Origin of the sequence: Metabacillus niabensis (genome assembly GCF_020524345.1) — a bacterium.
Classification (GTDB): Bacteria; Bacillota; Bacilli; order Bacillales; family Bacillaceae; genus Metabacillus; species Metabacillus niabensis_B.
The window spans coordinates 79,190-93,952 of sequence record NZ_JAIVLH010000013.1 but is presented as its reverse complement, the minus strand read 5'-3'; the positions used below and the strand labels follow the sequence as shown (position 1 = coordinate 93,952).

The 14,763-nt window shown below is 38.9% G+C and carries 2 protein-coding genes; both read right to left on the bottom strand.

Translation table 11 applies throughout. The features are described 5' to 3' along the window. Positions 1-102 precede the first annotated feature (102 nt). Positions 103-7,449 carry a non-ribosomal peptide synthetase gene (locus tag LC095_RS15245; protein ID WP_226528959.1) on the bottom strand — a complete coding sequence of 2,449 codons (7,347 nt, stop codon included), beginning with the start codon at positions 7,447-7,449 and terminating at the stop codon, positions 103-105. A gap of 42 nt (positions 7,450-7,491) precedes the next feature. Next, complete coding sequence (locus LC095_RS15240; RefSeq protein ID WP_226528958.1) at positions 7,492-14,760, bottom strand: hybrid non-ribosomal peptide synthetase/type I polyketide synthase; 7,269 nt, start codon at positions 14,758-14,760, stop codon at positions 7,492-7,494. Positions 14,761-14,763: the final 3 nt, after the last annotated feature.

Sequence of the window (14,763 nt, the reverse complement as noted above, 5' to 3'; positions counted from 1 at the left end):
TTCTCCCTTCAATTCACCGTAATCTTCCGGATCTAATTTTTGTGTTCCATATATACTTTCTCTAGAAAGCAACATCTAACCAACTATTCTAAAGATAAGCCTTTAATTTTTTGTTCTTACACGACGTTCGACTTTTTTAAAACGAATCCCTGTATCATTACTCGGTTCGATCTTTTTGTTTTCAATAACTGTTGCCAAGCTGCGAATCGTGAGAGCTTCAAACATTTCCCTAAGTGAGAGCGCACATTCAAATGTTGTGTTAATCCGTGCTACAACAGCAGTTGCTTTTAAGGAATGTCCCCCTAACTCAAAGAAACTGTCAGTTACACTGATCTCTTCCAGTTGTAATATTTCTTTCCAAATCTTCAAAACAATTGCTTCTGTTTCAGTTTGAGGAGCGACCAATTCCCGTGTTTGTTCCTGAAAGGTTTCCTGCTGAATTAAAGCTTTTTTGTCTATTTTACCGCTAGCAGTTAATGGCATTTTCTTAACGAAGTTGATCTGCTGTGGCACCATGTAGTCCGGTAGCCTTTGTTTTATATCATCTAGCAGTCCTTCAGGGTTTATTGGTCTCCAACCACATTCTTCTTTTTTAGCTGGTAGAAAGTGTTGGAACCATACACTCGGATCCTTGTAGACTCCACCACCTTTTTCAATGTCGATCCAAACAGGCTGTAACGTATCCTTTAGGTGGTAATAGCCGGTTTTTGAAAATGTTGTATTTGCCCAATGTTCCCAATCCTCTATACTACCCTCTATACGTTGTGAGGCTTCCGCATTTTTCAAGATTTCCCCACCTGCTTTGATATGTGTTCGCAGCCAATGATCAACAGGAAATCCATCTTCTCTAGTAAGTTGACAATATTCAGAAAATGAATGTTTAGGATATAAGCTTTTACCCGTTGGACGAACAGGCAGGATGATACGCTTCAGCTTATGTCCAGCAGCAATCTTCTTGAATGCTTCGATAAGTATGGATGCAAAGCCTTGCCCTTGATAGTTTTCATTAACGACACCAGCTAATACAAGTAAGGTATCAGGGATGGTATTCTTATCCGATTGTTCCATTCCGCGTACCAGTCCTTCATCCCATCCATCAGGCAGATCATCAAGTGTACCGTTCCATCTGATCGGTACGGTATTACCGACAGCTGCAATATCCCCATTTTCGAGTGTTAGCGCAAACTGGTAATCTGGAAATCTATGAAATAATTTCGGCCAATTTGCTACCATGATTTCATCTCCGAAAAAATAAGCCGGCCAAGCTTGTCTATGCAGACGATTCATCCCATCCTGTAAGTCAGGTATTTGTGAAATCGTAAACAGATTGAGCTTTTTGTCTTCTTTAAATAGTTTCATTTCATCTGCAAGCTCGACATATGCAATCAGTCCATCTTGACGTTCGTCTTTCTGATGTACGATAGCTGAACGGCCGATTTCAGGATGCTGCATAAGTACGGTTTCCACTTCTTCTAATTCCACCCTGTTGCCGCGAACCTTTACTTGATTATCTTTTCGTCCGATATACTGAATCATTCCATCTTTCAAATAGCGGACAATATCTCCTGTTTTGTATAGTTTGCTATCAGGTTCATTAGAAAATGGGTGATCAATAAAGCTTTCTTCCGTTTTTATAGGATCGTTCAAGTAACCGCGGGCCAGACCATCAGATTGAATATATAACTCACCTGGAACACCGACCGGTACAATATTCAACCATTCGTCTAACACATACAATTTCGTATTAGCGATCGGCCTGCCAATTGGAACGATATCACCTTCATATTCCCTGTTACACTCAAATACTACAGAATCAACAGTCACTTCTGTTGGCCCATAGTGATTGCTTAATCGGCAATTGAACTGCTCCTTGAATTTGTCATGTATTTTACGTGTTAATGGTGCTCCGCCACAAATGACATACCGTAAAAACGGTAACTCAGGAATCTCGTTATTCCGTCTCGCATGTATAAATTCCTCCAACATGATAGGAACAAATTGAAGAAATGCTACCCGATGTTGATAGGCCAGTTCACCTAGTGCGTACACATTTTTTAATTCTTCCTGTTGGGGTATGACAATTTTAGCCCCTTGAGCTAAAGGCCAAAATATTTCCAATAACGATGCATCAAAAGAATATGGTGTCATCATCAGCACTGAATCCTTTAAGCCAAGCGGATACTCTTGCGTTAACCATGTGAAAAGATTAACAACACCCCGGTGTTCAATTTCTATTCCTTTAGGTTTATTCGTCGTACCAGATGTGAACAATACATACGCTAGATGATGTGAATTTATCTGGTTGTTGACGTTATCTTTTGGCATTGTAGAGAGTGATAGCTTTATACGATCATATTCTAGAATTCTTCCATTGAACGCTTCTATGCTAGAGCTATTAAAGCTATTTGTAACAATGCATGATAGTGAGGCTGTCTTCGAAATCTCCAACTTCCGTGCCCCCGGCAACTCTGGGTTGAGCGGTACATAGACTCCTCCTGCCTTCATGATGGCAAGAAGTGAAATGATCAGTTCAGCAGAATGTTCGAACATGACTCCGATCTTTTCTTCAGCCTTCACACCTAAACTAACCAAATAATGAGCAAGTTGATTTGCCTTCTCGTTTAGCTGGTTATACGTTAACGTATATCCTTGTTTATACAACGCAGGTATATCCGGCGTTTTGGCAGCTTGTTTTTCAATTAGTTCATGAATGCACAGTTGATTCTCGTAATGTTGTTCGGTTTTATTCCACTCAACCATCATGTTGTGCTTCTCCATCTCATTAACCATTTGGTACTTTTTGATTGCCAAATCAGGCGAAGCAACTACCTGCTCTGTTAGCAAAATGAATTGCTCGACCAAACGCTCTGCTGTCGATTTCTTAAAAAGATCACTATTATAATTCAAATTGATTTCGATGCCATGTTCCAGCTCATCAAATGCAAATGAAAGATCAAATCGTGAGCTATCTTCAACAAAGTCAAAGATACGCGGGTTAAAGCTCAAGCCTTCAAAATGAAGTGATGTTAATAATTTCTGTTTATTATTCTGCAATCCATACATAACAGAAAATAACTTAGACCGTGATAAATCTCGATCTATTTGCAACTGATCGATGACGAAATTACTCGGATAAAGATGATTTTCATATGCTTCAATGGCCGTTTGCTTACTGTGTTCAGCCAATTGTGCAAATGTCATATTCTCTGTAATGTTACAGGATAACGGAATAGCAGTAGCAAACAATCCAATCATATGCTCAAGATTGATGTCATCTCTATTGACGATTGGCGACCCAACGGTAAAACGATTTTGTCCGCTAAGTCGGTGCAGCTGTAAATTGAGTACCGATAGCAAAAACATATACAGCGTCATGCCATTTTGCTGACAGTAGGATTCAATCTTTTGCTGTAAATCATTTTCAATATTGGCGAGAATCGTTCCCCCATTAAATGTGACGACTGGAGGCCGCTGATAATCTGTCGGCAACTCAAGTGGAGGAGGAACATCAGCAAATTTGTTTAACCAATATTGGCGTTCTTTCTCAAGTGACCCATCACGGATTGATGAATTCATCCATTCAGCGTAATCCGTATATTCAATTTGCAGTTGGGGTAAATCTGGTATTCTGTTTAATGAATAAGCATTATATAGTTCGCTAAGTTCTGAAACAAGATTCATAGATGAAGTCTCATCCCAAATAATATGATGTGCAGCAAACATCATCAAAAATTGCTTTTGTCTATATTCCACTAATCTAACCGAAAACAATGGTCCTTTTTCAAAATCAAACACTTGATTATTATGGGTATATGCAACTTTTCGAATATCCTCATTCAATTCATTCTCTAACACAAAGTTCCGATTTTCATAAATGTTATCTAATTGAAATGGTAGCTCACTTGATACGATTTGCTGAGGTACTCCGTCTTTATTTCGAAAACGGATGCGTAATGCTGAATGGCGACTTATCAGATGCTGCCATGCTTTCTCAAAGGCTGCTAAATTCATCTCACCTGTAAACATTAATTCAAAGCTCACATTGTAAAACGGATTTTCTGGTTCAAGCTCGTGAAGATACCATTCAGGCAATTGAACTGGAGCCAAATCGTATACTTCTTTCTTAGGATATTGACGAATTTGATTTCTGGTTATTTTTATTTCTTGACCTGTTTCAAGATCAATAGCAGCTGCCAGATCTTTAAGGACAGGGGTAACAAAAATTTGCTGTAGTGCCATTGATATGTTAAATTGATCACGAATACGATTGACAACTTTAACTGCATTGATTGAATTTCCACCAATATGAAAAAATTGATCTTCTCTACTTATTTGATTCTGTTCCAAAATATCTTTCCAAATAAGTGAAAGCTTTTGTTCGGTCGTCGTGTTCAACTCAACCGATTTAGGATTTATTGAAATTTCCTGTTCCGCCACTTGCAGAAGCATTTTACGATCAATTTTCTCGCTTGTCAGTAAAGGCATTTTGTCAATCTTGATATTGATTGCAGGTACCATATAATAAGGAAGCTTTTCCTGCATATAGCTTCGCAGCTGGTTTGAATCCAGTTGGTGCTTGCTTGTATAAAATGCAATTAGAATGGAATCACCGTTATTTTGTTTTTTGACGATAACGGCTGCTTCACTAACCCGCTCATGTTGATTGATGGTTGCTTCTACTTCTCCAAGCTCAATTCTGAACCCGCGTATTTTAACTTGAAAATCAATTCTGCTTGTGAACTCAAGACTTCCATCCGGTAACCAACACCCGAGGTCACCTGTCCGGTATGCTGTTTTTTCATTCGATTGCAGTGCAAAAGGGTTTTCAATAAATTTCTGTTCAGTCAATTTTTGATTTTTCCAATATCCTTTGCCTACCCCAATACCTGCGATCAAGATCTCCCCTTTAACCCCGATAGGAGCTAACTGATTAAATTGATCCACAATATACAAACGCATATTTGGAAGAGGCTTTCCTATTGGAATTCGCGTATTTTGTTGCTCATTATTCTCTTCTTTCCTCATGACATGCTGTGTGACATCATCAGAGCATTCAGTCGGACCATACGCATTAATCAACGGGATATCAGGGAACATTTCAAACCAGTTTGTCACTAACTTACTAGGCAGTTCCTCCCCATTTGTAATCATCCAACGCAATGTGGGAAGCCTGCGTTCGTGCTCTTTCATGCCATTTACTGTATCCAGGAATGCATATAACAAAGATGGTACTGTTTCAATTACAGTAATATGATGTGAGCGTAAATGGTCAAATAACAACTCCTGATCACGGCCTGCTTCAAATGTAATAATGGATGTTTCTCCACCGGCAAGAAGTGCAACTAATGATTGCCAGATTGATACATCAAAGCTAATGGAAGCATTTTGTCCAACAATATCCTCCTTTGTCAATTGCAAACTGTCTATTTTGCAATAGAGATGATTGATCATCCCGTTATGTCGTACGATCGCTCCCTTTGGATTTCCGGTTGAACCAGACGTATAAATCATATAGGCAGGGTGATCGGAACATATCTCCAATTCAGGATTATTTGACGGAAAAGCTAAGATCTGTTGACCTGTAAAAAGCTTGTGAGTTTTACCTGAAACATGCAGCTCATGCCCATACATATCAGGACAAACGACTGTTTCTACTTTATCTGTGTCAAATGCAGTAACACGTTCTACAAATGATTCTTGAGTAATTAGACATGTTGTGGCACTATCGTTCAAAACATACATCACTCGTTCGTCAGGAAGGTTCGGATCAATTGGTACATAAACCGCACCACACTTAAATATGGCCAGTAAAGACGTTAACCAAAAAATATTACGCTCACTCATCACTGCAACAATTTCACCCGGATTAACATCTTGACTGATAAGGAAATGGGCTAATCGGTTAGCTCTTTCATTCAATTCGTTATAGGTCACCTTTTCATCTAAGTAAGAAACTGCATAACGATTCGGTATTTTACGTACCTGTTCTTCAAACAACATAGGAAACGAAGCATGTACTGGGAAATCCATTGTTAAGTGATTAAAATCCTTCAAAATTTGGTTTCGTTCTTGATCTGAGAGCATGTCCATTTGACAGATTGGTTTGTCAGGATGTTCGATTGCCTGTTGAACAAGCTTTAGAAAATGATTGCCCAATCTTTCCATCGTCTCTTGATCGAATAAGCTTGTTGCGTATTGAATATACCCTTCAATCTTTCCTTCCTTTTGAAACAATTCAAAAGCGAAATCAAACGGAGAGTAACGGATGGTATTAAGCGAATGTTCAAATGAAATCGACAAACCAGGTACTATTTCCCTTATTTCTTTTTCATCGGAATGCAGGGTGTGCATTTCAAAAAGAACATCATAGACTGGGTGTCTGCTGCTGTTTCGTTGTACCCCTAAATCTTCAACGATTTTATCAAAAGGATATGCTTGGTTTTCCTGGATGGCTAAAACAACTTTTTTGATTTGTTTCACAAACTCCTGAAATGTTTCTTCCCCTTTTACCTGATTGCGGACCGGCAGCGTATTGATAAAGCTCCCAATCACAGACGTAAGTTCAGGATGGAATCGGCCGGAAAACGAAGTTCCGACAATGATGTCATCATTACGGGTATATTTTGCAAGGAGCACATTCATAACTCCAAGCAAAAACATATAGACACTGACATCCAATCGTTCACAAGATTTTTTTAAGTTTGTGAGCCATTCACCTTCAATAATTATTGGAATGGCCGCTCCCTTATAGGACCTTACTTTTTCACGTTGACGATCAAGTGGAAAGTTTAGATCAGGAAGCTCGCCAGATAACGAATCCAACCAAAACTCCCTTTGCTCTCCAAGTTCACTTGTTGACGGATGTAACATGCTATTATGCCAATGGGCATAATCACTATATTGAATGTTCGGTTCAGGGAGCGGATTTGACATCATGTTTACATTCGCACGGTACAAAGTCATTAACTCTGATAGGATAATGTCAAGCGCCAATCCATCAGCAATGCTATGGTGTGCAACGATTAAGCATACATGTTTTTCGGCGGAAAGCCTATATAACAATACTCTTACCAATGGAGCCTGTCTGAGATCGAAAGGTGTAGTTAATTCTTCTTGGATCCATTGTTCCACTTGGACTTCTGGTTGATCAGGATTCACTACTTTAACGGGTACTGATATGTCCAATTTTTGAAAAACAAGCTGCAGTGGAGTTCCATTTTCTTCTTTGAAACACGTACGCAGCGATTGATGCCGGTCTGTGAGATCTTGAATCGTTTTTTGAAAGATGGAAACGTCCAATTGTCCGGTAAGGGTAAACACCGTTGAAACATTTGACATTGAACGGATCGATTCATCATTGGAATAGTCAAACTGGTCCAAGAACCAAAAACGCTTTTGAGTATGAGAGACTTCATATTTATCGAAAGTTTGGTCAGTTTGTGTTTTCATCTTGTGAACTTCCTTTCCTTGCTATTACTTGTCACTCTCGTTTCATAAGGGTGTTGCTTTAGGAATGGAACTGATCTTTTCTTTAGATTTCGGCACATTTAATTGACTATGAACAAAAAGGCTAAGAGAATTGATCGTATCATGTTGAAACAATATATTTGCATCCAGCTGAAGTTGGTACTTTTGTGATAATTCGTAGGCAATATCGATTCCTTGTATGGAATCCCCGCCAAAGGAAAAATAGTTTTCATGTATATCAGGCTCTTCTTCTAATTCCAATACATTGGTCCAAGTAGTCGCAACAAAACTTCTAATTTCTTCAATCGATTCACTAGTGCTCGTCTGTTCAACTGGTTGTTGCATGTCATCCTGTAGTTCTTTTGACAGTTCAAAAAAGGCAATGTTTTTAACTTCTTCCAAATCCTGACTGTTGAATCCTGTAACAAGAGTATGGCTTAATTTCATCCTTAGCAATTTATGGAAAGCAGCTACACCAATCTTCGGATCAAAACCTAGGATTAGTGGTGATAATCGTTTGATGTTATGAATCATGGATTGGTCATTATCTTCTGTTGCTGCTTTTCCCATTCCTGTTAACTGCCAACCGCCCCATTGAATGGAAATGAAATTCCGTCCATATTGCCTTTGTTTTAGAGCATATTGATCCATAAAATAATTCGCACTTGAATATGGACTTTGATTCGCTTCTGGCAATACCGCATCAACAGACGAAAATAAAAAGAAGAAATCGAGCATCTGATCACTCAGTAACAGATCCAGAAAAACTGTGCCATATACTTTTGCGTCATAGACTTCATGGAAGTCATCAAGTGTGGCATCTTGAAGTGACACATGCTTCCCTTTCAAACCGGCTGTATGAATAACTCCGTCTACTCTTCCGTAAGTTGTCTTAATCTGTTCAATAACTAAACGCAAACTTTCGTAATCTGCTATATCTGTTGTATAGTATTCGACTTTTGCTCCCATATCTGATAATTGATTTAATGAGTCAAGCTGGGTTTGATTTAACTTTTCATGTTCAGTCCTTCCAAGGATTAGAAGGGTAGCATGTATGTTTGTTGCGATTGAATGGCAGATTTCCATACCAATTCCACCTGTCCCACCTGTCACAAGGTATATTCCGTCATTCCGGAAAAGTTCCCTCGGAGGAACCGTGATCTTTTGTCTTTGTAACTGCTTCACATAGCGAATACCACTGCGATAAGCAGATTCCTTCAATCCCTGCTCCCAAATCACCTCTTCATACATACAATAAGCAATCATCTCTGGTGTTTGTTCATTCTCAGAAAAATCGATGGAATAAGCGTTTAACTGTTCATATTCCTTATTGAGATTCCGGTTAAGTGATACTGTAAAACTTTGCATCGGATTTACAGGAGAATCACCTGATACTATTTTGTCGGCATTAAGGGTGAGTTGGAACATAGAAATCGGGTTATCCTTTGATCTCAAACCTAACTGTTTTCCTAGATCGGACACAGGTTGTACATGTTTGTCTACTATTGAAGCGAACTGCCCGGGAAGTCTATATAACGGATCTTGACTGTTTGCAATCTGGTTATGTTCTGGCAAGCAGACATAAGCACCTATTTTATGACCGTTTTTCTCCAGTACACGTAACACGTTTTCCAGATCTTGACTGTTAAGATTATTAATCTCAAACTCTTCTTGATTTAGTTGAATAAATCGTGTTCCATAATTGATTTTCACGACGGTTAAACCATCATTTCGTAACCTTTCAGCAAGTCTGTTTTGCAAAACATCATTATGACCAGCAATTAAAATAGATCCATCGATTTTCCGTTTTTTTCCCTTTATTAATTCAACCGGGGTCCATACCAATTGATGAAGTAAAGGCTCTTCTTCTTTTGTTTCATTCTTAGAAACATGAGTCATATTTTTGTTTTTAATTCTCACTTGACTCAGATCAAACCAATACGATTTGCGCTCAAATGAATAGACTGGTAGTGACACGACATTGCCGGATTGAATTGCTTCAAATGACAAATTATGTCCTGCCTGGTAAAGATGAGAAAGAGTAGTTAGAAAACCAGCCTTTCCCCCTTCTATTGGAAAGACATCGATCTTCCATTCATACTGGCCGTCTAATACGAGTTCTTCAGATGGACGTAAACCGACCGAAAGTATGGTATCTTCTGTTTTAAATTCTAGTCTTCTCGATGCATCATTTTCATATTTTTTTATGTTTTTCACTATGTCTGCGAACGTTGTAGAACCACTGTGTAAATCAGCAGCTGCAGCACCAACTCCCACTCCAGTCACAGCAAAGTTTAATCCAGTCCGGCTAAGAAGCTTTGTTATACCGGTCAAAAAGGAAAGATAACTCACTATTCGTTGTAAATAATCTTGTTCAGAGTAAATAGCTATAAGTTTGTTACATTCTTCGATCTCTTCACTACTTAAGAGACCTGATTGGCATAACTCTGCGAACAATTTTTCGGAACCTTCATGATAATTTTGCAACAATACGGTTACAGACTTTGGCTGTTTCGCCTCATATATATCTGCATTTGTCATTATCAGCAGTTTCTTGCTCAATTCTGAACCATTTTGTACAACAGTTGAAAACCTGTAACGCTGTTGACTTCGACGGCAATTTAGCGTGTAACTGAGATCTTCAAGAAGAAGTTCATTCCTTTCTTCCAAATATGTATGAAGATCATCAATTTTCTTTGTTAATAAAGCTTTAGATGATTCTGACACTGTAATCAGGTATGGACCCTTGTTTTGATTCGTTTTCACTTCAGTAGTATCAGATGGTGTTGTTTCGAACTTTTCCAACACGACATGTACATTCGTTCCACTTAATCCAAAGGAACTAACTCCGGCTCTCGCAGGGTGAGTACTTTGTGATGTTAGAGGACGTAATTCGGTATTAACAAAAACCGGTGATTGTTCAAAATTAATAAACGAATTTAAATTGGATGCATGAAGGGTTGCCGGGATTAGATTATGTTTCAAGCTAAGAGCCGCTTTTGCCAAGCCTGCTAATCCTGCAGCACTATCCAAATGACCTATATTCGATTTAATCGATCCGAGGCCGATAAATTGGTTCTGATCGGTATAAGATTGGTATGCTTTTTGAATACCTTTGATTTCAATTGGATCACCAAGCTTTGTCCCAGTTCCATGTGCTTCAATAAAGGAAATCGTAGATGGATCAATTCCGGCATCCTTCCACGCATGCTGCAATGTTTCTGCTTGTGCATCAGGACTTGGCGATGTGATGCCGTTTGATCTGGCACCATCCTGAACAACTGCACTTCCTTTAATAACAGAGTAGATCCTGTCATGATCATGTAAAGCTTGTTCAACTGGTTTAAGGAGTACACAGATGCATCCTTCTCCCCCAATTGTTCCATCTGCTTCATCACTAAATGGCTTGCAGCTTTCTGTAGGTGATACAATACTGGATTCCATCGCTTCTTCACGGTTTACAGGTGAAATATCCAAATGAATACCGCCTACCATTGCCATTTCACATTCATTGTTTCTTAATGATTGTATGGCTGTATGTAAAGCAGCTAAAGAAGATGAGCATGCCGTATCAATAACTAAAGAAGGTCCATTAAATCCAAAATGGTATGACAAACGTCCTGCTAAATTAGCCGGAAGATTACTAGCAAACAATTCATCTATCTTTACGTCTACATATTGATGATAAGTAGGCAGTACAGCCCCCATAAAGACACCAACTGAACGATTTTTTACTATTTCACGAGTATAGCCCGCATCTTCCAAAGTATGATATGTTGTCTCGAGCATCATTCTTTGGTTAGGATCCATATATTTGGCGATCTTTGGTGAAATGTCAAAAAACTGAGGGTCAAACTCATCAAATCCCTCTAGATAGCCGTAACGTAAATAGTTCTTTCCTTTATATCCTGTTGGATCTAACTTTTTTCTAGATTGCGGGATTTCTTTAATGGTTTCTCGGCCTTCTTTCAGCAACTCCCAGAAGGCGTCAGGTCCAGTTATACCTGGTAAGCGGATTCCTATTCCGATAATAGCGATATCTTTGTTATTCATCTGGTTATTTTGCTGATCCTTATCAGAATAAACGGGTTCCGTTCCGCTTTCCTTAGTTGGTGTTGCTATATAATCTGACAATTCAGCTATAGTATGATATGTGAAGAAATCACTTATTTCTAGCGATATATCCGGCATTTCTTTCTTTATCTTGCTATAGATCCTCATTAGTTGAATAGAGTTACCACCAAGTTCAAAAAAGTTAGAATGGATCCCGACTCTAGGGTGGTTTAGGATACTTTTCCAAATTTCAACAAGTTTGCTGTCCAACTCATGACGTGGCAAACTATTGTCATGGTGACTTTGATCTTGTTCAATTTCAAATTGCTCAAGTACTTGACGATTTATTTTCCCATTAGGTGTCTTAGGATACTCTTCAACATATTGATAAAAGGCTGGAATCATATAGTCCGGTAAATTGGATTCCAAAAATGTTTTCAGTTCACGTATTTCAGGCTTCTTGGCAGATTTCAGAAACGCACAAAGTACTGGATGATTCTGCTTGTTTCCTTGTACGACCACGACAGCATCCAAAATCAAAGGATGTTGAAGCAGTGCATCTTCAATCTCCCCAGGTTCAACACGGTATCCGCGAATCTTTATTTGATTATCAATACGGCCAATATATTGAACATTCCCATCAGGTAACCACTGTCCGGCATCACCTGTCTTGTACATTTTGACTCCAGGAACATCACTGAATGGGTTTGGAATGAACCGCTCATCCGTTAGTTCAGACTGATTCAGATAGCCTTTGGATAAACCGATTCCGCTAACACAAATTTCACCAGGAACACCAATCGGACATAACCGATGATCCTTATCCAAAATATAAACGGTTAAATTGCTGCGGGGTTTACCTACAAGTGAGATCTCGTTGTCATCATCCCCTGCAAAATGATAGGTACATGTTTCGACCGTTGTTTCGGCAGGTCCGTATCCGTTTATGATTTTCCCATTGGAATTAAGCAGCTTTTTACATTTCCGAACAAGACTTATTGGTACATATTCACTTCCTAGGGATAAGGATGTTAAATCGGGTAAAACAGGGATTTCGTCCTCTTCCTCAGCCTGCTCCACCAACACGTTCATCACGACAGGAATCTCATCCAAATTATTGATCTTATGTTGTTTTAGATACTGTAAATACTTCTTTGCATCTTTACGGACGTTTGGGTTAAGCAGATGCAAGGTTCCTCCTGAAACTAAAGGCGGAAAAATTTGTTGGACCGAGCTATCAAACGCATAAGAGTTGGATAACAATACTTGATAACCAACTTTATGTTCGTATTCCTCCACAGCCCAAAGGACAAATTCGGTAAATGCCTGCTGATCGATCATGACCCCTTTTGGCCGTCCTGTTGATCCTGATGTATAAATGACATAGGCCAATGAAAAATTAACGACCTTCCTGTCTGTTTCTTCTTGTGTACTTTTAGTTTCATTGTTAAAAGTTTGGCAGTTGCCATCATTAAGAATAACAGTAGATGATGCCATGCTACCCGCCATTTCCAAGTGTTGTTCAGACGTTACAATCGTTTTGACTTGACTATTGTTTATAATGTATCGAATTCGTTCCTCAGGATAATGAGGATCTATCGGCAAATATGCACTACCTGAACCAAGCACTCCCATGATGGCTGTCATCATATCTGTCGACCAATCCATCAGAATACCCACGATAGATCCTTCACCTTCACCTTGTTGTTGAAGATGGTTTGCAAGATGTTCCGCTCTCGTTGCTAACTCACGGTAAATGATCTGATCTTCTTTGTATACAACTGCTGGCAACTCAGGTGTTGCTTGTGCTTGTTGAACAAACAATTCATAAACAGTCTTCTCCTGATTATGATAGAATGTTTCGGTTTGGTTAAATTTCTGTAAGAGTTGATTTCTCTCTTCTCCTGTCACAAGCTCTATAAATGACAACTTTTTATCAGGCTGTGTGGTGATCTGATCTAAGACGACGAAAAAGTGATTTGCCAGCTTTTGAATTGTCTGCCTGTCAAACAAATCTGCTTGATAATCAAGTTTTAATTCCGGTTTGCCTGCTAACAGAAATGAGACAGTTAATTCGTAATGATTTACTTCTTCTTCCTCATAGCCTGTAATGGTAAAACCAGTATAGTTGCCTTCTGAAAGTTGTTGATCAAGCGGATAATTCTCAAACACCAGGAAATGGTTGAAAAGTGGTTCAGACCCACTTCTTTGAACAACAGATTGTATGTCACTAAGTGGTAAGTGTTCGACTTCTTTGAGTCGAATTAATTGCTGATGAACGTTTTGTACATAATTAACCGCTGTTAGGTTTCCTTCACTTTTTACAATCACAGGAATCGTATTGATAAACAAACCGACCATCTGCTCAACCCCGCTTAACTCTTCCGGTCGCCCCGAAACAGTTAAGCCGAAAATGGCTTCATCACTGTTATTGTATCGTTGCAGCATTAGCCCCCAAGCAGCATTGATCACCGCATTTACCGTAATCCCATAGTCTTTGGAAAATGATTCAATCTTCGGCATGATTTCTTCCATAGACAAGGATTCATGTTCAACATTCTTGTCCAATTGCTTACTATGCGAACGTGTAGGTAATTTTGTATAAGTTGATAATGTGTTCAACTCTTGTTTCCAAAATTCACCTGCTTGTTGATGGTTGTAATTTTGCAGCCATTTTATGTATGATTTATATTTTGGTTTATTCTGCTTCTTCACTTTTTCATTTCTTGTGATCTGCTCATAGGCTTGGAACCATTCGCTAAGAAGGAGTCCGAGTGACCAGCCATCTAAAATGATATGGTGAAATTGCAGTAATATACGGTACTTTCCTATGTCTTTTCGGCATAAGACCACTCGCAGTAACGGTCCTTTTGTTAAATCGAATCCCTTCTTTTGTTCTCGCCTTTTAATGATTTCGATTTGGTGCTCCTTTTCTGCAGCAGATAATGCAGAAATGTCCTCTTCTTCAATTTTGACTGCCATCTTCTTCAAGACAATTTGTACGGGCTGATTGATTTTCTCCCAGCGAAAAACAGATCTCAAGCATTCATTTTCCTGTGAAACAATTTCCAATGCCTGTTCCAATTGTTCTTTTACCACTGTTCCTTCTACCTGAAGCATCACTTGGCTAATATATAGTGGAAGCTCAGTGTCTTTTAAACAATGGTATAAAATACCTTCTTGTGTTGGCGACAATGCGATAATATCTTCAATCAGGCTATTGGTCTTTTGTTGAGTCATGCT